The organism is Aeromonas sp. (assembly GCF_051657805.1).
Lineage (GTDB): Bacteria > Pseudomonadota > Gammaproteobacteria > Enterobacterales > Aeromonadaceae > Aeromonas.
This window is the reverse complement of the sequence record NZ_JBOFLJ010000047.1, coordinates 33,479-54,876: the sequence shown is the minus strand read 5'-3', so window position 1 is coordinate 54,876 and position 21,398 is coordinate 33,479. Positions and strand designations below refer to the sequence as shown.

The 21,398-nt window shown below is 59.6% G+C and carries 16 protein-coding genes; 2 read left to right on the top strand and 14 right to left on the bottom strand.

All coding sequences use genetic code 11. From position 1 onward, the window contains the following. Positions 1–69: 69 nt before the first annotated feature. From cobB to ACRCYW_RS14980, 9 genes are all read right to left on the bottom strand, one after another. Entirely contained in the window at positions 70–843 is a 774-nt protein-coding gene (gene cobB, locus ACRCYW_RS15020; protein WP_438550859.1) for a Sir2 family NAD+-dependent deacetylase, read from the bottom strand. 70 nt (positions 844–913) lie between these two features. After that, on the bottom strand, positions 914–1,528 hold the full coding sequence (locus ACRCYW_RS15015; RefSeq protein WP_438550858.1) for a GNAT family N-acetyltransferase: 615 nt from the start codon (positions 1,526–1,528) through the stop codon (positions 914–916). Continuing rightward, complete coding sequence (locus tag ACRCYW_RS15010; protein ID WP_438550857.1) at positions 1,525–2,769, bottom strand: response regulator; 1,245 nt, start codon at positions 2,767–2,769, stop codon at positions 1,525–1,527. The genes ACRCYW_RS15015 and ACRCYW_RS15010 overlap by 4 nt, the downstream gene beginning before the upstream one ends. 1 nt (position 2,770) lies before the next feature. Next, positions 2,771–6,724 carry a response regulator gene (locus ACRCYW_RS15005; RefSeq protein WP_438550856.1) on the bottom strand — a complete coding sequence of 1,318 codons (3,954 nt, stop codon included), beginning with the start codon at positions 6,722–6,724 and terminating at the stop codon, positions 2,771–2,773. A 36-nt stretch (positions 6,725–6,760) separates the two neighbouring features. Continuing rightward, complete coding sequence (ihfA, locus tag ACRCYW_RS15000) at positions 6,761–7,057, bottom strand: integration host factor subunit alpha (RefSeq protein ID WP_005300715.1); 297 nt, start codon at positions 7,055–7,057, stop codon at positions 6,761–6,763. A 3-nt stretch (positions 7,058–7,060) separates the two neighbouring features. Then, positions 7,061–9,448, bottom strand: coding sequence for a phenylalanine--tRNA ligase subunit beta (gene pheT, locus ACRCYW_RS14995; protein ID WP_438550855.1), 2,388 nt, complete (start codon positions 9,446–9,448; stop codon positions 7,061–7,063). A gap of 12 nt (positions 9,449–9,460) precedes the next feature. Then, a complete protein-coding gene (gene pheS, locus ACRCYW_RS14990) occupies positions 9,461–10,444 on the bottom strand; it encodes a phenylalanine--tRNA ligase subunit alpha (protein WP_438550854.1) in 984 nt (327 codons plus the stop codon). Positions 10,445–10,850: 406 nt separating this feature from the next. After that, positions 10,851–12,824, bottom strand: coding sequence for an alkyl/aryl-sulfatase (locus ACRCYW_RS14985; RefSeq protein WP_438550853.1), 1,974 nt, complete (start codon positions 12,822–12,824; stop codon positions 10,851–10,853). Positions 12,825–13,729: 905 nt separating this feature from the next. Next, positions 13,730–14,041: an ArsR/SmtB family transcription factor gene (locus ACRCYW_RS14980; protein WP_438550852.1), complete on the bottom strand. Its 312-nt coding sequence runs from the start codon at positions 14,039–14,041 to the stop codon at positions 13,730–13,732. A gap of 106 nt (positions 14,042–14,147) precedes the next feature. On the opposite strand from ACRCYW_RS14980, the gene ACRCYW_RS14975 reads away from it, so the two are divergent. Further along, positions 14,148–15,266 carry a permease gene (locus tag ACRCYW_RS14975; protein WP_438550958.1) on the top strand — a complete coding sequence of 373 codons (1,119 nt, stop codon included), beginning with the start codon at positions 14,148–14,150 and terminating at the stop codon, positions 15,264–15,266. 530 nt (positions 15,267–15,796) lie between these two features. Here ACRCYW_RS14975 and ACRCYW_RS14970 read toward each other — a convergent pair. The 5 genes from ACRCYW_RS14970 to thrS form a co-directional block, all read right to left on the bottom strand. Further along, positions 15,797–16,159 carry a DUF7079 family protein gene (locus ACRCYW_RS14970; RefSeq protein ID WP_438550851.1) on the bottom strand — a complete coding sequence of 121 codons (363 nt, stop codon included), beginning with the start codon at positions 16,157–16,159 and terminating at the stop codon, positions 15,797–15,799. A 224-nt stretch (positions 16,160–16,383) separates the two neighbouring features. Continuing rightward, positions 16,384–16,740: a 50S ribosomal protein L20 gene (rplT, locus tag ACRCYW_RS14965; RefSeq protein ID WP_005300683.1), complete on the bottom strand. Its 357-nt coding sequence runs from the start codon at positions 16,738–16,740 to the stop codon at positions 16,384–16,386. A 14-nt stretch (positions 16,741–16,754) separates the two neighbouring features. After that, complete coding sequence (gene rpmI, locus ACRCYW_RS14960) at positions 16,755–16,952, bottom strand: 50S ribosomal protein L35 (RefSeq protein WP_005315535.1); 198 nt, start codon at positions 16,950–16,952, stop codon at positions 16,755–16,757. An 85-nt stretch (positions 16,953–17,037) separates the two neighbouring features. Next, a complete protein-coding gene (gene infC, locus ACRCYW_RS14955) occupies positions 17,038–17,568 on the bottom strand; it encodes a translation initiation factor IF-3 (RefSeq protein WP_185219337.1) in 531 nt (176 codons plus the stop codon). A 21-nt stretch (positions 17,569–17,589) separates the two neighbouring features. Further along, entirely contained in the window at positions 17,590–19,518 is a 1,929-nt protein-coding gene (gene thrS / locus ACRCYW_RS14950) for a threonine--tRNA ligase (protein WP_438550850.1), read from the bottom strand. A gap of 320 nt (positions 19,519–19,838) precedes the next feature. On the opposite strand from thrS, the gene ACRCYW_RS14945 reads away from it, so the two are divergent. Then, on the top strand, positions 19,839–21,362 hold the full coding sequence (locus ACRCYW_RS14945) for an EAL domain-containing protein (RefSeq protein ID WP_438550849.1): 1,524 nt from the start codon (positions 19,839–19,841) through the stop codon (positions 21,360–21,362). The last annotated feature ends 36 nt before the right edge of the window (positions 21,363–21,398 follow it).

Sequence of the window (21,398 nt, the reverse complement as noted above, 5' to 3'; positions counted from 1 at the left end):
GCACCCGATACTTTAATGGTCAGTGTGGCGACTTCAGCGAATCAATGCAACTGTGCAACAACACAATAGTCAGGGGCCGCGCATCTCCATCCAGTTATGCCCCGAGACGGCCTTGGGCTGGTGCACCCCAAGGGAGAGCAGCAATTCGTCCACGAAGGCGGGTACCAGCACCGAGGCCGGGCCGTAGCGCTTCTCGTCGAACTGGCTGCCCACTTCGCTCGGTTCCAGATTGAGCTCTATGGTATGAGCACCGTTGAGCCCCGCCTCGTGGACGAAGCCGGCCGCCGGGTAGACGGCCCCCGAGGTGCCGATGGCGATGAAGAGATCGCACTGGGCCAGGGCGGCATAGATGCGATCCAGCCCGAGGGGCATCTCCCCGAACCAGACCACGTGGGGCCTCAGGGGTTGCGGGAACTGGCAGCAGGCGCAGAGCTCGTCCTGATGCAGATCCCCTCGCCACTCCACCACCTGACCCGATGCCGGACAGCGGGCCTTGAGCAGCTCACCGTGCATGTGGATGAGATTCTTGCTGCCCGCCTCCCCGTGCAGGTTATCGATGTTCTGGGTTACCAGGGTCACGCGCCCGGGCAGCAGGCGCTCGAGGCGGGCCAGGGCATAGTGAGCGGGATTGGGGTGAATGTCGGCACTTTGCAGGTGCTGGCGACGGGCATTGTAGAAGCCCTGCACCAGCTCGGGATCCCGGGCATAGCCTTCCGGGGTGGCGACATCCTCAACCCTGTGCTCCTCCCAGAGGCCGTCACTGGCCCGGAAGGTCTTGATACCGGACTCGGCCGAGATGCCGGCACCGGTGAGGATCACGATATGTTTGGCAGACTGCACCATGTTGATTTCCTCTAACGATGACCAGCAGACCTTAGCACAGGGGGCGACGCTGGCCCATTCGCCCTTGGTCTTAGACCTGATTGAGATCCAGCTTGCCGAGTACGCTCAAGTCCAGCCTCACGAAGACCATCTCCCGCCCCGTCACCAGGGTCAGCGGTAATCCCAGCCCCTTCAGCAGGCTCAGCATGGGACGGTTCTGGCTCAGCACCTCGGCGGTCCACTCCCGGATCCCCTCCCCATATGCCAGCAGGGCCAGCGCCAGCAAGATGCGCCGCCCCGCCCCCTGATGCTGAAAGTCATCCGCCACCACACAGGAGAACTCGGCCCGATCCGGGTGTCGCCGCCGCCGGATCGATTGCGCCAGCGCCAGGGGCGCGCCGTCACCGTCCGTCAACAGCAAGCCAATCTGGGCTTCCCGCGGGTAATCGACGAAGAAGGATACCTGCTCGGCGCTTGGCGCCTGCTTGGGGCGCATGAAACGCAGGTAGACCGTCTGCTCGCTGAGACGCCCGTAGGCCGCCACCAGGGGGGCGGGATCCGCCCCCGCCAGCTCCCGCAACCAGCAATCGCGCACCCCCACCACCATCATGACCGGCAAGTCACTGCGGCTGGCGGGGTGCAGCCAGCCGGCGAATCCCGCCAGCAGGCGCGGCTCGTCGATCGGCCAGCAGAGATAACGGGTCACCAGTGCCCCACTATGCCGCGATCCTGCCAATGGGCCGCATCCTGCAGGTTGAAGGGATCATCGATGTAGAGGGCTATCCCGAGCTCCCTGGCGCGCGCGATGAAGCGCTCCAGCAGGGAATCCGTCGCCATCGCCTCCAATTCGGGGAGCAAGTGAGGTCCCAGCAGCAGATAGCGCAAGGGCAGGCGCTCCAGCTCCTCAAAGGGCAGATGCTGGCCATTGTCCAGCAGCAGCGCCAGCCGTCCCCCCGCCATGCTCGCCTGCAGCACCAGGGCGAAGCGATCCGCCCGGCTCAGCAATTGATCCCGCTTGTGCACTATCAGGGTCAGTTCGTCGGCTCGCCGCCCGTGCTGCTCCAGCCAGGCCTTGAGCGGCTCCCAATGGGGAGGCACGCCGCTCAGGGCCAGCCAAATGGGTTGGCCGGTCGTGGCGGCATCCGCCATCAGGCTGATCTGGCCCAGCACCTCTTCCTGCCAGTTGCGAATGGTGCGCTTCACCCCGTGACGCCTGAGGGACTGGGCCGGCCCCAGGTAGAGGGTCTTGAGCTGCCGCAGCAGATCCCCGTGATTCAGGGGCTTGGCCAGCGCCGCCAGCACGTTGAAACCCGCGTCGTGGAGCAGCCGGCGAGCGCCGTCAATCAGGGTCTGATCGTGGCCGGAGAGCAGTACTATGGGCAGCTGTTTGTGTTGAGGCTGACCCATCAGCAAGCCGATGGCATCCTGCTCCCCCAGGCTGAGATCGCAGACCAGCAGTCCCACCTCCTGCTGCGCGAGCACGTTGAGGCAGGCTTCCCCGTCCTGTACCCACTGGCAGGGCAACCCGAGGGACTGGATCTCCTGGGCGATGCAGGCCCCCTGAAAGGGATGATCCTCGAGCAGCAGCACGGAGAGCCCCGCCAGCCAGTCACGCCAGCGCAGCTCCCGCACCTGCAGCTCGGCCAGCCAGGGATCCGTCACCCGGTAGATCCCCTGATCCTTTGCCATCAAACGGGGCAGATAGGGTTGGCCGGCATGGGCCGCCGGATCGAACAGGGCGATGGCGCTGGCGGTGAAGGCACCCTCCCAGCGCCAGTGGAGATCGGGCTGGACGCGGTGTAGGCTGGCATAATCCGGTATTCCCTGCGCCTTGGCCGCCTGGTAGGAGACGGCGTCAAGGGCATAGAGGCTGACGGGGTGAAACACCGGCTCCTGGCTCACATCGGACTCCAGCAGCGCTAATAACTCTTCCTCGGTGATGATCATCTCATGCTCTCTTGCTCAGTTGCCGACAGACGTCATCCACGGCATGGGTCAGGGGCTCAACCAAGGGCTGGGCAGGAGCCTTCTGCCAGGCGTCGATCACCCGGACCAGGGGCGCCGCCCCCACCATTTTGGCGGCCCCCTTCATCTTGTGTAAAGCCGTCTCGAGGGCTGCCTTATCCCCTTGTGTGACGCAGCGCTCAATGTCGGCGAGATCCTGGCGGGTCGAGGCCAGATAGAGCGCCACCAGGTCGGCGCTCAGTGGCATCAAGCCCTGCTGCACCCAGCTGGGGGCGGGTTCCTCCTGTTCCTGGGGGGTGAAGCTCCCCCGGCCGGAGACGGTGCGCAGCAAGGTGGCGAGCTCCTTGAGCAGGACGGGTTTGTCCAGATGGCCGTGGCAGCCGCAGCTGGCCAACCGCTGCGCCGCCTGCTCGCTCAAGTCTGCGGTGATCACGTAGACGGGCAGATGCTGCCAACGCTCGCTGCTTCTGAGCTGTCTGCACAGCTCGGCGCCATCCATCACCGGCATCTGCAGATCCGTCAGCACCAGATCCACCGACTCTTGCTGCAACAGATCCAAGGCCAGGCGACCATTGGCCGCACTCAGCACCCGGGCGCCGAGCTGGCTCAGCTGCATGCTGATCAACACCCGATTCACCTCGTGATCTTCCACCAGCAGCACCCGCATGCCTGCCCCGGGCAGGGAGCTGGACGCCTCCTGGTTATGGCTCAGCCTGGGTTGCAACAGGGTCACCACGGATCCTGGGATCCAGGGCTCCCCCTGCCAGAACCAGTGCTGCAACCCCTGCTCGTCCAGAGCGGTGCTCAGGCACTCTCCCGCGGGACTCTCCCTCACCCCCAGCTCCTGCAGCCAGGCCAGCATGTAGTCGCGCTCCTCCCCCGCCAGTTGCAGGCTGATCTCCCGGATCATGGGTTGCCAGGGGGCCCGCTCCTGCAAGGGGCACAAGGGGAAGCGGCAGGTGAAGCGACTGCCGCCAGAGGCCCGGGGCTCGACGCCTATCTCACCGCCCATCTGCTCCATCAGCTGATGGCAGATGGCGAGCCCAAGCCCGGTGCCCTGGGCCCTCAGCTGGCCGGGCTCCTCCCCTTGCTCGAAGGGGAGGAAGAGTCGGGGCAGCAGCTCGGCACTGATCCCCGGCCCTTCGTCATCCACGCCGCAGCAGAGCAGCTCGCCCTGGCGCCGTGCCCAGAGGATGACCTGCCCCTGTTCGCTGAACTTGATGGCGTTGGAGAGCAGGTTGTGCAGCACCTGCTGCACCCTGTGGGGATCCAGCTCCAGCAAGGCCGGTAGGGCGGGATCGAGGCGCAGACGAAGCTGCAGCCCCTTGGAGCGAGCCTTGGACCAGTGCACCGCCGCCACGTGCTCGCACAGCTCCACCAGATCCGTCGGTTGCGGTGAGAGCCGCAGCTGACGCGTCTCGTTGCGGCTGAAGTCCAGCACATCGTTGAGCAGCCCCAGCAACTCGTTGCCCGCCTGCCTGACGTGGGTCAGAACCGAGGACTGTTCCGCCGAGAGCTCGGTCTGATCTAGCCACTCCAGCAACCCCAGGATGGCATTCATGGGGGTGCGGATCTCATGACTCACGGCCGCGAGGAAGCGTCCCTTGGCCAGCACCGCCTGCTGGGCCTCTTCGTGGGAGATCTGCAGGGCCTTCTCCTGCTCGACCCGGGTGGTCACATCCTGCACCACCCCATAGATGCGCCATCCCTCCCCCTGCCGGCGCCCCCTTCCGGAGAACTGCAACCAACGGGTACCCTTGCTCGGGTGACGATACCGCAGCAGGTGGGCGAAGGGGCGGCCCGCCAGCAACATGGCCAGCATGGGGGCGCGCATCTCCCGCCTGTCCTGGCGCGCCAGCCTGACAAGGGTCTCGTTGGGGTTGAGCCGGATCTGCTGGCTGGCCAGCCCCAGCAGCTCATGGCTGCCGCGGCTGACAAACTCCACCCGCCCTATGGTGCCCTCCTTGAGGGTAAACTGCAGCACCACACCGGGAACCGTATTGGTCAATGCCCGCAGCCGTCGCTCGGCCTGGCGCAGCAAGCGGGTGCGCTCGCGCAGGGCGCTGATGTCCGAGAGCGCGATAAGATCCCCCGCCGGCGCCTGACTGCCCAGTTGCAGCGGGATCTGGGCATAGGAGTAGACCTGATCCCGCAGGGCCAGCTCCCCCTCTCCCCCCTGCAACTGGGGGGCGGGCAGCACCAGATCCGCCAGGTAGCGCGCCTCCAGCTGCTTGGCCCGCTTGTTGCGCTTGATGATCTCCCCCTTGTCGCTTCTCAGGAACACGGGCACCGGCAGCGCCTGAAACAGCGACTCACGGAACTTGCTCTCCAGCGCCAGCGCCTGTTCGGCCTTTTGGCGCTCGCGGGCGGCCTGGGCCAGCTGCTGGCGCGAGCGCCAGATCAGCCAGATGATGGCACCGCTGATCAGCAGAGCCAGCAGCACGGAGGCGAGCCAGAAGCGATAGCTGACTCCCTCCTGCTGGTTCAGGATCAGCCGGTGCCAGCGCTGCACCAACTCATCCACCTGCCGATCGTTGATGGTCATCAGACTCTGCTCCATCACGCCGGCAAGCCTTGGCTGATCGTTGCGGATGGCGAAGCCCAGGCCCAGAGTCTGCGGCAGCTCCCGGATGGCGAGATCCGCCAAGAGGTTGTTGCGCATGGGGTATTGCAGTTGGTAGAGCTCCGCCAGCATGGCATCCGCCTTCCCCTCCTGCACCGCCTGGATGCCCTGCTGCAGGTCCGGCACCTGCATCCAGTGGTGATCCCCGAGACGGGCGAGCTGGCTGTCGTCATAGAGGGAGTTGGGCACCGCGATCTGGCCGGGCACCGCATCCAGCGCCTGATATTCCCCCCGCTTGCGGCTGACCAGGGCGTAGCGGCTCATGGCCATGACGCGGGTGAAGTGAAACTCCTGTCCCAGGGCCGGCGACTCCGGCAGGCCCGCCATCATCACCGCCTCACCGCTGCGCAGCTTGGCCAGCGCCTCCTCCTTGCTGGCGGTGGGAATGAGTTCGAAGCTGAGCCCCGTCTGCCGGCTCACCCGCCGCAACACGTCGTCGCTCCAGCCGATGAGCTCCCCCTGGGCATTGATGCCGCTGTAGGGCATGAAGCCCGGGGCCGCCACCAGCTTGATGGTGCGGGCCGAGCCGATGAGCCAGGCCTGCTCCTTGTCGGTGAAATGCAGGGGATTGATGTCCTGCTCGCTCTGGGGCAAATAGCGCCCCAGATCCCGATAGAGGCTGCCCGGCGGCAGGAAGCGGATCGCCGTGTCCATCAGTTGCAGCAACCCTGGTGTGTCTCGCATCATCAGCCGATAACTCACCACCAGATCGTCGCTGCGCAGGCGGCGCAGGCGCAGCCCCTCGTCCGGGTACTCCCGCATCAGGTAGCGCAGTTGCAGGTAGTCACCGAGGTAGGCGCTGCCCTTCTCTGCAAACAGTGCCAGATACCAGTTGTCGGCGTCGGTCAGCTGCAGCTGGGTGGAGTGGGGATAGAGGCGTTTGAGCACCTTCCCCGCCTGCCAGACCGGCGAGACCAGGAAGGCCGCATGCTCGAGATCCCCCCGATAGAGGATGGCGGATTCCGCCTCCAGCATGGCCCGGCTCAGCACCATGCCGGAGTCCGCCTCGACGGAAGGCCCTATGTGGGGAATGAGATCGCACCGGCCATCCCGCAGGCCCTGCTCCACCGCCGACCAGTTGGGCAGCGTCTTGAAGTGCAGGGGCACCGGCAGTTGCCGGGCCAGGCGGCTCATCTGATCGATGAGCAGCCCCCCCTTGCCTTCGAGATAAGGGGGGCGCTCCAGGCTCGGGTAGCAGAAGGTCAGCTGGCTGATGCCGTCGGCATAGGCCTGGGCAACGGGCGGCAGGGGCAGTACGGCGGCGCGCAGCGGCAGAGCCAGCAGCGCACCCAACAACAGATATATTTTTGTCATCGAAATGCAAAAGCCAGGCATCTGCCTGGCTTTCTATTACTCGTTGGGTTCAACATTTTCTACCCTGGCCTTGAGCTTCTGGCCAGGCCGGAAGGTCACCACGCGGCGGGCGCTGATGGGAATATCCTCGCCCGTCTTGGGGTTACGTCCGGGACGCTGATTCTTCTCACGAAGGTCAAAATTACCGAAGCCTGAAATCTTGACTTGTTCACCGCGCTCGAGCGCTTGTCTGATTTCCTCAAAGAAGGCTTCCACCATGTCTTTGGCTTCACGCTTGCTCATCCCGAGCTGGGTGAACAGGTGCTCTGCAATGTCGGCTTTGGTAAGCGCCATAGATCAATCCCTCAAGGATGCATTCAACTCTTCACCGAGGGCCCGCACGACATTGTCCACGGTCTCGGCGATCTCTTTCTCCTCCAGGGTGCGCTGGGCGTCTTGCAACACCAGGCTGATAGCCAGACTCTTCTTGTTCTCGGCCATACCAGCACCCTGATATACGTCGAACAAGTTTATTCCAACTAACTGATTTCCGCCAACTTTTTTAATTACTGCCAGGACATCACCGGCCAGAACTTGACTGTCTACCACCACGGCGATGTCGCGACGGTTCGCCGGGAAGCGGGAAACCTCGGTCGCAACCGGCACCTTGGCCGGGATCAGCTTGTCCAGTTCCAGCTCGAACATGATGGCCCGGGACTTGAGACCCAGCTTCTTGTCGAGGCTCGGGTGGATGACACCGATGTGACCGATGACGACGCCATTGCGCAGTATGGCCGCGCTCTGGCCCGGGTGCAGGGCGCTGTGCTCGGTACGCTCGAAGCTGAAGGTGGCACCCTCGGCGGTCAGATCCAGCACGGCTTCCAGATCCCCTTTCAGATCAAAGAAGTCGCTGCCACGGCTCTTGATGTCCCAGTGCTCATCGCTCTGGTTGCCGGTGATGATGCCGGCCAGCATGGGCTCCTGACGGATGCCGTTTTCGGCATTGGCGTCCTTGATGAAGCGCAGGCCCTGCTCGAACAGACGCACCCGGCCCTGCTGACGGTTCTGGTTGTAGACCACGGCCTGCACCAGACCCGGGAACAGGGAGACGCGCATGGCGGACATCTCGACCGAGATAGGGTTCGGCAGCACTATGGCATCGCTCTGGGGGAACAGGGTCTGCTGGGCCTTGGGATCCACGAAGCTGTAGGTGATGGCTTCCTGGAAGCCACGATCCACCAGCAGGTCGCGCACCCGCTTGAGGGTCACCTGGCCTTCCGCCTGCTCGACCATGGCCAGGGAGGCGGCCGGTTTCAGGTTCGGGATGTTGTTGTAGCCGTAGATGCGGGCCACTTCTTCGATGAGATCTTCCTCGATGGCGATGTCGAAACGCCAGGAGGGCGCCAGCGCGGTCCAGCCATCGGCCTCTGTGGTCACCTGCATGCCGAGGCGAGTCAGGATCTCGAGCACCTGGGCGTCCGGCACGCTGATGCCGATCACCTTGTCGAGCTTGGCACGGCGCAGCTTGATCGGGGCGGCCTTCGGCAGATGGGCGTCGGACTTGACCTCGATGACGGGACCCGCTTCACCGCCGCAGATATCCAGCAGCAGACGGGTGGCTCTGTCCATCACCTTGGCCTGCAGCTCGGGATCCACCCCGCGCTCGAAGCGATGGGAGGAGTCGGTGTGCAGACCGTAGGCACGGGCACGGCCGGTGATGGAGAGCGGCGCGAAGAAGGCACACTCCAGCAGGATGTCGGTGGTGCTCTCGGACACGCCGGTACGCTCACCGCCGAAGATACCGGCCATGCAGGCAGGACCTTTGGCGTCGGCGATAACCAGCGTGGTCTCTTTGAGTTTGACCTCGCTGCCGTCCAGCAGGGTCATGGGCTCATCCGCACGGGCGCGGCGCACCACCAGTTCCCCTTCCAGCTTGGCCAGATCGAAGGCATGCATCGGCTGACCGTATTCCAGCAGCAGGAAGTTGGTGATGTCGACGATGGCATCGATGGAACGAATGCCGCCACGGCGCAGCTTCTCCTGCATCCAGAGCGGGCTCTGGGCCTTCAAGTTCAAGCCCTTGATGACGCGGCCTAGATAACGGGGGCAGTCCGCCGGTGCTTCGACCCGAATGGGGAAGCTGGCATCAATGGTGGCAGGGGCTGGTACCCAGCTCGGCTCCACCACGTCGGCGCTGTTGAGCACGCCGATCTCGCGGGCAAGCCCGGCGATGCCGAGGCAGTCGGCACGGTTCGGCGTCAAGTCCACGTCGATGGCGACGTCGTTGAGGTTCAGGTATTCACGGATATCGGTGCCGATGGGAGCATCGCTCGGCAGCTCTATGATGCCGTCCGCTTCCACCTCGATGCCGAGCTCGCTGAAGGAACAGAGCATGCCGTGGGACGGCTGGCCGCGCAGCTTGGCCTTCTTGATGGTGAAGTCGCCCGGCAGGGTCGCACCCACCTTGGCCACGCACACTTTCAGGCCGGTGCGGCAGTTCGGCGCGCCGCAGACGATGTCCAGCAGCTCGGCTTCGCCCACATTGACCTTGGTCACCCGCAGCTTGTCGGCGTCCGGGTGCTGGGCACACTCGACCACTTCACCGACCACGACATTGTTGAACTGACCGGCGACCGCCTCGATGGCGTCGACTTCGAGACCGGCCATGGTGATCTGTTCGGCCAGTGCGTTATCACTCAACTCGGTGCGGACCCACTCCATCACCCAGGATTTACTGAATTTCATGTTCTCTCGCCCTTACTTGAACTGCTTGAGGAAGCGCAGGTCGTTTTCGAAGAAGGCACGCAGGTCGTTGACCCCGTAACGCAGCATGGTCAGGCGCTCGACGCCCATGCCGAAGGCAAAGCCGGAGTATTTTTCCGGATCGATACCGACCGAACGCAGCACGTTCGGGTGCACCATGCCGCAGCCCAGCACTTCCAGCCACTTGCCGTTCTTGCCCATCACGTCCACTTCGGCACTCGGCTCGGTAAACGGGAAGTAGGAGGGACGGAAGCGAATGGTCAGATCTTCCTCGAAGTAGTTGCGCAGGAAGTCGTGCAGTATCCCCTTCAGCTCGGTGAAGCTGGCATGTTCGTCGACCAGCAGGCCCTCGACCTGGTGGAACATGGGGGTGTGGGTCATGTCATAGTCGTTACGATAGACCCGGCCCGGCGCTATGATGCGAATGGGCGGCTGCTGATGCTCCATGGTACGGATCTGCACGCCCGAGGTGTGGGTGCGCAGCATCAGGTCCGGGTTGAAGTAGAAGGTGTCGTGATCGGTGCGGGCCGGGTGATGAGCCGGGATGTTCAGGGCATCGAAGTTGTGGAAGCCGTCCTCGATCTCGGGACCGCGCTCCACTTTGAAGCCCATCTCGCCAAACAGGCGCTCTATGCGCTCTATGGTGCGGGTCACAGGGTGCAGGCCGCCGTTTTCGATGCGACGACCCGGCAGGCTGATGTCGATGGTCTCGGCCGCCAGCTTCTGGTTCAGCACGGCGGCTTCCAGGGCTTCACGGCACGCGTTCAGGGCATCCTGAACCTGCTGCTTGGCCTGGTTTATCACGGCCCCCGCGGCGGGGCGCTCCTCGGCAGAGAGAGCGCCGAGGCCCTTCATCTGCTCGGTAAAAAAGCCTTTTTTACCCAGATATTTGACCCGGATCTCGTCGAGGGTCGCGATGTCGCTCACGCCCTCAATTTCGGCCTTGGCCTGGCCGACTACTTCTTCAAGCTGTTGCATGTCTTCCTCGTCACCACTCCCGGAACAGGAGCCTTTAGGCTAAATAAGGTCAAGAGGGGGATAATACAAAAAAAGGCCGTCCGCTGACCATAGTTAAGGTGGGCTTTTCTCCCGAGAAATCATTTTGTTATGACCAGGGACAAGGCTGTCCCCTCCCCCCGGATCCCACAAGTCTAGTCATCCCCTCCCTCACCGTCTGATAGACAGGCTAAAAATTCAAAGCCAAATCAATGTGATGGAGATCATGTCATCGCACTTGGCTCCCTACCATCCCTGCTCCCGGGTTGGAGAACCGGTTTTCGGCTCACACCTGCGGCCCCTTGCCAGCCCGCGCCATGACCACTGAAACAAAAAAGGCGTGGTCTGCTGACCACGCCCTGGGTGAATGCCTGATACGCAGACCCTGTCAGGGGGTCACTATGTTGAACCAGAACTCGAAGTTGTCGAGATAACCCAGCACTTCCTTGAGTTTGTCGCTGCTGCCGGTGATCTTCACATCCCCCGCCGCAACGGCCTTCTCCAGGGTGGTTTGCTTCAAGATCAGGTTGTTCAGTGTATCCCGCGACAGGGTAATGGTGGTGTCGGCGTTGCTGGCCTCGGCATTGGCCGTGTGGTTCAGCACCCCGTTTTCCAGCTCCACCTTGTACTTGCCGCCTGTGTCGCCGAAGTCGAAGTTCAGCACCGCCTTAGCATCCCCGGACTTGGGTCCGTTCAGGCGCACCGCCAGGTAGTCGAAGAACATGTCGAGCGACATGGCCCGCACCGTGTCCGGGCTCGCCGTGTTCGGGGTCGGCAACTGGGTCACGCCGCTGCGCAGCTCCTTGGCGCCGGTCAGGTAGAAGTTGCGCCACGGGCCGGATTCGGCCTGGTAGCCCATCTGCTCCAGGGCATCGGCTTCGAGCTCCTTGGCCGCCTTGTTGCTGGGATCCGCGAACACCACGTGCTTGACCACCTGAGCGACCCAGCGGTATTCGCCCTTGTCATAGGAAGCCTTGGCTTTTTTCAGCACCTCGTCGGCGCCACCCATGAACTCGACGTATTTCTTGGCCGACTCGACCGGTGACAGCTCGTTCAGGGTCGCCGGGTTGCCGTCGAACCAGCCCAGATAGAGCACATAGGTGGCCTTCACGTTGTGGCTGATGGAGCCGTAGTAGCCGCGGTTGGCCCAGGTGTTGGCCAGGGTGTCCGGCAGCTTGAACTGCTCGGCGATCTCGTCACGGGTGTAACCCATGTTGGCCAGGCGCAGGGTCTCATCGTTGATGTAACGATAGAGATCGCGCTGGGATTTGAGCAGAGTGGTGACCTCCTTGTTGCCCCAGGTGGGCCAGTGGTGCTGGGCAAACATCACCTCGGCCTTGTCACCCCACATGGAGAGCGCCTGGTTGAGGTACTTGGACCAGGGCAGCGGCTCGCGGATCTTGGCGCCGCGCAGGGAGTAGGTGTTGTGCAGGGTGTGGGTCGCATCCTCGGCGGCGGAGATGGCCTTCTTCTCCTCGATGTACCAGAGCATCTCGGACGGTGCCTCCGATCCCGGCGCCATCATGAACTCGTAGGTCAGCCCGTCGATGACCTCTTTCTGGCCGGTCTTGGTGATGATGTCGGTGGGCGCGATCAGGGTCACAGTCCCCGCCGAGGTGGTGGTGCCGAGGCCGGCACCGACCTGGCCCTTCTCGTCCGCCGGCAGCAGGTTGCCATACATGTAGCTGGCGCGGCGGCTCATGACGTTGCCCGCCATGATGTTCTCGGCGACCGCGGCTTCCATGAAGCCCTCCGGCGCGTAGATCTTCACCTTGCCGGCCTTCACATCGGCCTCGTCGACCACACCGCGCACGCCGCCGTAGTGATCCACGTGGCTGTGGGTGTAGATCACGGCCTTGACCGGTTTCTTGCCCTGATGCTCGTAGTAGAGATCCAGGGCTATCTTGGCAGTCTCCGCAGAGACCAGGGGATCCACCAGGGTGAGCCCCTCCTTGCCCTCTATGATGGTCATATTGGACAAGTCCAGGTTACGCACCTGGTAGATGCCATCCGTCACCTTGAACAGGCCGCTGATGTTGATCAGCTGGGACTGGCGCCAGAGGCTGGGGTTGACGGTGGCGGGGGCCTTCTCCCCTTCCTTGATGAAGCCGTACTTCTGTGGATCCCAGATGAGGTTGCCCGCTTCCCCCTTGATGGGGGCCGACGGCAGGGCGGCAATGAAGCCCTTGTTGGCATTCTCGAAGTCGGTCTTGTCCGCGAACGGCAGCTCTGTCAGCAGCTTGTCGTTGGCGGCCTGGGTGGCGGCCGCGGCCTCCTTGCGCAGATCCTCAGCCGCCAGGCTCGGCAGGGACAGGCTAGTGACCAAGCCAGCCAACACCAGTTTGACGAAAAGGGGTTTCATTTTTCTTTGCATGGGTTTCATGTGCACTCCCTGTTGTAAACGTTTGTTTTTCTCTGGGCATAAATACTCTAGCCGACCCAGACTCACTCGATATTGTTTTTTAATCAACTATTTACAGATAAAACAATAGATTGTTTTATGTACGAAACGTAAAGGGTAGCTGACAATGCGAGAACCGTGAGCAAAGAGGGATAAAACAGATCAGGGAGGCGGGAAAGCCAACCAGCATAGGGGCTGGCGTGGATTGGAGTATGGGAGTGCAGAGGGAATGCGCGAGGTCGAGACAGGAGAGAGAACGCCGAGAGAATGCGCCGAGATAGCCATCCGCTTTATCACCCCCACCACGACAAAAAATGTCATCGGTTTGCAACTATGCAGATGAAAACCAAAAGAGAAGCCTAATCCTGCATTTATCGCTATGTAAAACAACTGCTTAGATTTAAACCAGTGACTTACCTATGACTGGTCGACACAGGAAAGTCCCTCTAACGACATCGGTTGGGGTAATAACTGCCTTGGGGAACATAGCCAGCATCAGCTGCAGGCGGCACAACACCGAGGAGGTGGGCGGGCTCAAGCTCATCAAGGCGCTGGGCGCCATCGGCCTGCTGGCCGGCGACGATCTCACCTTGGCGAGCCTGGGCAACCTGAGTCAGACCACCGCGGGGATCTGGTCTAGTGGTGGGTCAGCTACGCCGCTCTGTTGCCTGCGAACTGCAGCATCTGGAGGCGCCCCGCTCCTGGGTGGGAACGGATAGCATGAACATCTTCCGGCTGCCACTAGCGGCCGGCACCAAGTCACAGCGCAGCCGTGACCGAACATGACCAACAAGCTCTCCCCCATCATCGAGTAATAAGTAAAGGCCCATCAGGGCCTTTACTTATTGAATCGACACGCATCAAGTCTACCTTTCCTCTTCGTATGAACGCTCACCGTTCACACAACACTCTTCTCGTAAAAATAGGATGATCTCTTCCAACACCTCATATTGAGACACACACATGAGGGTACGACTATCCCGATTCTGCTTGACGAGCCCCACTGATACCAACGCAGAAATATGGTGACTCAATGTCGATGCAGGGATGACCAGCTGCTTCTGTAAATCGCCCACAGGCAGGCCCTGCTCACCTGCTTTAACTAGATGCTTAAAAATGAAGAGGCGGGTTGGATGACCAAGCTCTTTCAATGCCTTAGCGACCTGTTCTAGCTGCATTGCTCAAATGTCCTGAAAACCGATATTTCGATAATACCAGAAATATCTTGATCACCCGAACATTTCCATTATTCTGGAAATATGGATTTAATGAGAGAAAATGAAGATGAATGACTGGTTTGTCATGCTGACCGATGCAATACAGATGTTTCTATTCCTGACTATCGAGCTTTCCGTGCTGTTCTTGGTGATCAGCGCTGGAGTGAGCTGGATTCGCCAGAAAATACCCGATACAAAAATCCAAGAGATGCTAGGGGCAAGGAAAGGAAAAGGCTATGTAATCTCAGCAATGTTAGGATCACTGACACCATTTTGTAGTTGCTCTACCATCCCGATGTTACGCGGCCTCTTGTCTGCCAGAGCAGGCTTTGGCCCGACCCTGGCTTTCTTGTTTGTATCGCCACTGCTTAACCCAATCATTATCGGCTTACTGTGGGTCACCTTCGGCTGGAAGGTGACATTGCTATATGCCGCAATCGCTGCAAGCGTCTCTGTGCTGTCAAGCATGTTACTGGATACACTTGGATTTGAACGCTATGTCATCGACTCCAGGAACAAGGAACAAGGAACAAGGAACAAGGAACAAGGAACAAGGAACAAGGAACAAGGTAATTGTGCCACCAGTTGCAACACTTCAAAGGGTGAAGCAGCCAGAGCGAACACAACAGCTTGCGGTACGAACAGCGCGATCAAGTCCATCCAGCCGTTGAACACGACAGTCTCTTGCTGCACTCGACAACAAGTAGAAGAGGTTGCCCCTGTACAGTCCTGTTGCTCTGATGGAACCGTGACTATGACACTTTCCCCAATGACCCCAAGCACATTCAACAGAGCACGAGCGGATGCTTGGGAGCAGTTCAAACATGTATTGCCCTATTTGTTGTTGGGGGTACTGGTTGGGTCATTAATCTACGGTTTTATTCCTGCCGAGTGGATCGCCTCTCATGCAGGATCAGATAATGTCCTAGCCATTCCATTCAGTGCAGTTGTAGGGATACCACTTTACATTCGTGCCGAAGCGGTGATTCCTCTTGCTTCGGTACTATTGGGGAAAGGGATGGGCATGGGGGCGGTAATGGCGCTAATCATTGGTAGTGCAGGTGCCAGTTTGACGGAAGTGATCCTGCTCAAATCGATGTTCAGAACCCCCATGATAGTAGCTTTCCTGATAGTGATACTGGGAATGGCTGTCATGATGGGCTACCTGACTCTACTGCTATTTTAACTTTACAAATGTTTGGGGCTTTCTTGTTCAGAAAGCCCCTAGGCTCTGACCCAGCTCAGCTGGACCTATGACTCACCCTAGTCATCCACTAGCCTAATCCACCCTTCCTCAAAGCGGTCAAACCCTTACTGGCGCTACAGATGATGGAATCCGCGCTCATCCGCTCCCGCCTGCGGAGTTCACCGATAAAATTTTTGCAAAAGTGCACTACCGCAAAACCATAGGGCCCGGGCCTGCCAGACAAAGGATCTGCGATCCATTAAGGATCTGAAAGGATCGAAAGAAGTTTCAGGGTCTTGCAGTTAGGTGGGGACTGGCTAGCAAAAACTAAAACGTAAGCATTTGAATTTGTTGTGTTAATACTAGTTTTAGTGAGAGGTTGAACTGTCGAGGAGTATCAGCTGGGTTGTGCGAAAAAATAAAGAAGTCTCATTGTTTCAGTTGGTTAGGTGTAATGAGAGTGGATCTGGTAACTGAAATGTTGAAGATCACATAGGTACATCCAACCCAACGACATCTCTAGCTCAACTTTATCTCTGTTGGATCAGCAAAGCCGATAACTTGCGCCATTCATCGGCATACTCTTTTCTAAGATATCGTTGTCTGAAGCTGATAACCCTCTTCCTGACCAAACCTGCGCTTTGCTCTTTGGCTAAAAGTTCCTGGATATCATGCCACAGAGCTTCCCTCTCAAAACCAGACCAGATAGGAGGAACGAGTGTGAGGGCGTTGGTGTAACAAACGGGTGCAACCCATTCAAATAGAGCAGATTCAACATGCTCCGGTGGAAAATGCCTCGCAACTGAAGCGGTATGTTCATAGTCAACTTCGTTATCAACGAAGATGTCTGATAAAACCTCGCATAAGTCTTTATCTGTCAGTTGATTTGCCAATGGGTAAACTCCTCTATTTCTTCGTCATCAAAGAGCATTATCCAGGTAAGCGAGGGAGATGCTTGACGATGAGCTCAGTACTCGAGGTGAAACTGGCATAACTACCGAGTGATCACATCCAGAAAAGCATGAACACAAGAAAGGGAAAAAATGATGTACAACAGTATTTTACAGACACAAAAAAGGAGGCCGAAGCCTCCTTTATCTTTCATAACAGAACCGGATTAAACCAGCGCTGCTTTAGCCTTTTCAACCAGGGCGGTGAAAGCCAGCTTGTCGTGAACGGCGATATCGGACAGGATCTTGCGATCGATCTCGATGGAAGCCTTCTTCAGACCGTTGATCAGACGGCTGTAGGACAGACCGTTCTGACGGGCAGCAGCGTTGATACGCGCGATCCACAGTTGACGGAACTGGCGCTTCTTCTGACGACGGTCACGGTAGGCATACTGACCAGCTTTGGTTACCGCTTGTACCGCTACGCGGTAGACACGGGAACGGGCGCCGTAGTAACCCTTGGCGGCTTTCATTACTTTCTTGTGACGAGCGCGAGCGGTCACACCACGTTTAACTCTTGGCATTTTTCACATCCCCCTTATGCGTACGGCAGACAAGCGACAACACGTTTGTGGTCGGCAGCAGAAACCATGAACTTCGGCCCCAGCTTACGCTTACGCTTACTGCTCTTCTTGGTCAGGATGTGACGCAGGTGGTTGTGCTTGCACTTGAAGCGACCTGAGCCAGTCTTCTTGAAGCGCTTTGCGGCGCCCCGGTTGGTTTTCATCTTCGGCATTTCATACTCCGCATTGTGAGTGACAACAAAATCGCAAGGCGAACCGACTCATGGGACATGCCCATGAGTCAATTACTTGTGGGCCTTAAGATTTCTTCTTAGGTGCGAGAACCATCACAGCTTGACGGCCTTCGACTTTCGGGAACGATTCGACTACGGCCAACTCTTCCAGATCGTTCTTGACTCGCTCCAGAACCTTGATACCAAGATCCTGGTGGGCCATTTCACGACCACGGAAGCGCAGGGTGACCTTAGCCTTGTCCCCGTCTTCCAGAAAGCGAACCAGGTTGCGTAGTTTTACCTGATAGTCGCCTTCGTCAGTGCCAGGACGGAATTTGATTTCCTTGACCTGGACGACTTTCTGCTTTTTCTTCTGTTCTTTAGTGGTCTTGCTCTTTTCGTAGAGGAATTTGCCGTAATCCATGATCCGGCAAACGGGCGGCTCAGCGTTAGGACTGATCTCGACCAGATCCACTCCGGCCTCGAGGGCCAAGTTCAGAGCATCCTGGATGGAGGTGATGCCAATGGCTTCACCATCCAGACCGGTCAGACGAACTTCTTTCAGACGGATCTCTTCATTGATCCGGTGAGCGCGGGCTTGCGGTTGCTTGCCCAGTTTTTTTCCGCCTTTTATAGCTTATTCCTCCACTTTCTTTTGTCCGCGGGTCTGAACTTCCTGGGTCAACAGAGCAATCAGCTCTTCAACAGGATAAGTCCCCAGGTCAGCCCCTTTACGAGTCCGTACTGCAATCTTGCCGGCTTCTACTTCTTTATCGCCGCAGACCAGCATGAAAGGCACTCGCTTCAAAGTATGCTCGCGGATTTTAAAGCCAATCTTCTCATTTCTCAAGTCCGCTTTTGCGCGAAGGCCCGCATCATTCAATGCCTTGGCTACTTTCACCGCATAATCGGCCTGAGCATCCGTGATATTCATGACCACGGCCTGGGTCGGCGCCAACCAGGTCGGGAACAGACCGGCGTACTCTTCGGTCAGGATCCCGATGAAGCGCTCCAAGGAACCCAGAATGGCACGGTGGATCATCACGGGGACGTGGCGCTCGTTGTCTTCGCCCACATAGGTGGCGCCAAGACGGCCCGGCAAGGCAAAATCGAGCTGCACGGTACCACACTGCCACGCACGATCAAGACAATCGTGCAGGGTGAATTCGATCTTGGGACCGTAGAAGGCGCCCTCACCCGGCTGCAGGTCGTACTTCAGGCCGTTCAGCACCAGGGCTTCGGCCAGGGCGGCCTCGGCGCGATCCCAGGCTTCATCGGAACCGATGCGCTGCTCGGGACGGGTGGAGAGCTTGACCACGATGTTCTCGAAGCCGAAGGTGCCGTAGACGTCGTAGACCATGCGGATACAGGCCGAGACCTCTTCCATGATCTGATCTTCGGTACAGAAGATGTGGGCATCATCCTGAGTGAAGCCGCGCACCCGCATCAGACCGTGCAAGGAACCGGACGGCTCGTTGCGATGGCAGGAGCCGAACTCGGCCATGCGCAGGGGCAGATCCCGGTAGGACTTCAGACCCTGGTTGAAGATTTGCACGTGACCCGGGCAGTTCATCGGCTTGATGGCGTACTCGCGGTTCTCGGACTGGGTGGTGAACATGGCCTGGGCGTATTTCTCCCAGTGACCTGAACGCTCCCACAGTACGCGATCCATCATGAAGGGGCCTTTCACCTCCTGATAGTCGTACTCCTTGAGCTTGCCGCGGATGAAGGTCTCCAGCTCGCGGAAGATGGTCCAGCCGTCGTTGTGCCAGAACACCATGCCGGGGGCTTCTTCCTGCATGTGATAGAGGTCGAGCTGCTTGCCGATCTTGCGGTGATCGCGCTTTGCGGCCTCTTCCAGGCGCTGCAGATAGGCCTTGAGCTGCTTCTTGTCGGCCCAGGCGGTGCCGTAGATGCGCTGCAGCATCTTGTTGTTGGAGTCACCGCGCCAGTAGGCGCCGGACATCTTCTGCAACTTGAAGTGGTGACAGTGACGCATGTTCGGCACGTGGGGGCCGCGGCACATGTCGATGTACTCTTCGTGATGATACAGACCGGGCTGGTCATCACGGGCGATGTTCTGATCCAGTATCTCGACCTTGTAGGTCTCGCCACGGGCTTCGAACACGTCGCGCGCTTCCTGCCAGGAGACCTTCTTCTTGATGACGTCGTAATCCTTGGCGGCCAGGGCAAGCATGCGCTCTTCCAGGGCGGCCAGGTCTTCGTCGGTCAGGGTGCGGTCGAGATCGATGTCGTAATAGAAGCCGTTGTCGATGACAGGACCGATGGCCATCTTGGTCTGGGGCCAGAGCTGCTTGATGGCATGGCCGAGCAGGTGCGCACAGGAGTGGCGCAGGATGTCCAGACCCTCTTCGTCTTTGGCGGTGATGATGGCGAGCGAAGAGTCGGTTTCGATCAACTCGCAGGCATCCACCAGTTCACCGTTTACCCGACCGGCAATGCACGCCTTGGCGAGACCGGGACCTATGTCCGCGGCCACATCCATGACGGAAACGGCGTGGGCAAATTGACGTTGACTGCCGTCAGGCAGAGTAATGATTGGCATCGTGAGTTTCCTTATACAGTGGTGACCCCTACCAAAGGTCACATGCAGAGTGAGAAAAATCCTGTCATTTCAAGCGACTCACTTTGATGTTTCACCGTTCACAATACGGTTGCTACACGCCGTGAGACACACGGTAAGAACCGTGCGAGGCCATTTATTGAGAGGATAAGTGCAGGATTGTATCAGACGTCACCACCCGGGCAAAGGTGACAAGGCATACTGGGCGAAAAATCGGCTGCGCTAACCTGGCTCCAAATGTTACAACTTGTAGCGCTCGTCCGCTGTCAGCTCCCGGATACCACAGATGAGGAAAACGCCCGATGTCACGACATCCCCTGTTCTGGTCACTGGGATTGTTCTTCGCCCCTCTGTTGCTGGTCTTGTCCCTCGGCCCCCTGCTCACCGCCACCATCAGCCGGCAGCTGCTCGAGCGCAAGGAGCATGAGCTGCTCGCCTATCAGGCATCGCGCAACCAGGCGCTGGAGCATGCAGTTCTGACCCAGCTGCCCCAGTTTCGATTCGACTGCGGCCCGGACGACATGGCGCTGCTGCAAGACCCGACCTACTACAACCGCCACATTCGCTTCGCCGGCATCCGCACCGCACAGGGGAAGAGTTGCTCGACCCTGGGGCCGGGCCTGCCCATCCTGGAAGATGCCAAGGAGACGTCCAGCCTGACGGATTTTGCCTTCACCACCACCTACAGCCCGTTTGATACCGACCGTGAGCTGCTCATCTACGCCAAGTACGACGGGCACCTCATCTACTGGGCGCTCAGCAACAGCTGGGTCTATGAGCTGATGCAGACCCCTTGCCGCGACTGCTTCTACCTGGAGTTTTCCCATCAGGATCCCGCCCACGAGCATCTCTATTTCCCGCGCGGCAACGGGGCCATCAAGCAGCAACCTGAGCGGATCTCCGTCACCGAGATCGATGAGTACAATCGGGTGGAACAGACCCTGTGGGCCGGGGCGGAGCTGCGCCGGTACGCCGCCAAGCAGGTTCGCCACTATGGCCTGCTCGGCGCCGCCTCTCTCGGCCTCCTGCTGGTGCTGGCCTACTGGCTGCTGCGCAACTATCGCAACTCCCTGAGCGGCTTGCTGAAATTGGGCCTGCAGCGGGGTGAGTTCATCCCCTTCTACCAACCCATCGTCGATTGCCGCACCCGGGAAGTGGTGGGCTATGAGGCGCTCATTCGCTGGCAACGGGGCGACGAAGTCATCTCCCCCGGCATGTTTATCGACTATGCGGAGCAGCAGGGGCTGATCGTCCCCATCACGGATCAGCTCGTGCGCCAGGTGGTGGCCGATCTCGATCGGCTCACCGAGCCCCGCTGGGTCAGCGTCAATCTGGTGGCGGATCATCTCGAGCACGCCTATCTGCCTCAAATGCTGGAGAAGGTGCAATGGCCTAGCCCCGACAGGCTGACCTTCGAACTCACCGAGCGGCTCCCCATCACCAACATCAAGGCCGCGGCACGCGAGATAGCCAAGCTGGGACTGAGGGGGTATCACTTCAAGATCGATGACTTCGGCACCGGCTACGGCGGCTTTGCCTACTTGCAGCAGCTCGGGATCAAGAGCATCAAGATCGACAAGATGTTCGTCGACACCATAGGCACCCAGGACTTCAAGCGCAGCGTGCTGGACGCCATCATTGCCTTCGGCCGCGAGTCCAAGATGGAGATGATTGCCGAAGGGGTCGAGCACCAGGCCCAGATAGACTATCTGCTCGCGCGGGGGGTCTATCTCATTCAGGGCTATGTCTATGCCAAACCCATGCCGCTGGAGGAGGCGCTGGCCTGGTCCCCTTCCCTCGCAATCCCGCAAGCGGGATCGGCCTGACGGAGTGTCCTGACATCATACTTCCGGGTTTGTCAG

Coding starts and splice junctions, on each gene's coding strand:
- cobB (WP_438550859.1), bottom strand. CDS start 843: ATGGTGCAGTCTGCCAAACATATCGTGATCCTCACCGGTGCCGGCATC.
- thrS (WP_438550850.1), bottom strand. CDS start 19,518: ATGCCAATCATTACTCTGCCTGACGGCAGTCAACGTCAATTTGCCCAC.
- ACRCYW_RS14985 (WP_438550853.1), bottom strand. CDS start 12,824: ATGAAACCCCTTTTCGTCAAACTGGTGTTGGCTGGCTTGGTCACTAGC.
- ACRCYW_RS15010 (WP_438550857.1), bottom strand. CDS start 2,769: ATGATCATCACCGAGGAAGAGTTATTAGCGCTGCTGGAGTCCGATGTG.
- ACRCYW_RS14975 (WP_438550958.1), top strand. CDS start 14,148: ATGAATGACTGGTTTGTCATGCTGACCGATGCAATACAGATGTTTCTA.
- pheS (WP_438550854.1), bottom strand. CDS start 10,444: ATGCAACAGCTTGAAGAAGTAGTCGGCCAGGCCAAGGCCGAAATTGAG.
- ihfA (WP_005300715.1), bottom strand. CDS start 7,057: ATGGCGCTTACCAAAGCCGACATTGCAGAGCACCTGTTCACCCAGCTC.
- ACRCYW_RS14980 (WP_438550852.1), bottom strand. CDS start 14,041: ATGCAGCTAGAACAGGTCGCTAAGGCATTGAAAGAGCTTGGTCATCCA.
- pheT (WP_438550855.1), bottom strand. CDS start 9,448: ATGAAATTCAGTAAATCCTGGGTGATGGAGTGGGTCCGCACCGAGTTG.
- rpmI (WP_005315535.1), bottom strand. CDS start 16,952: ATGCCGAAGATGAAAACCAACCGGGGCGCCGCAAAGCGCTTCAAGAAG.
- ACRCYW_RS15005 (WP_438550856.1), bottom strand. CDS start 6,724: ATGACAAAAATATATCTGTTGTTGGGTGCGCTGCTGGCTCTGCCGCTG.
- ACRCYW_RS14945 (WP_438550849.1), top strand. CDS start 19,839: ATGTCACGACATCCCCTGTTCTGGTCACTGGGATTGTTCTTCGCCCCT.
- rplT (WP_005300683.1), bottom strand. CDS start 16,740: ATGCCAAGAGTTAAACGTGGTGTGACCGCTCGCGCTCGTCACAAGAAA.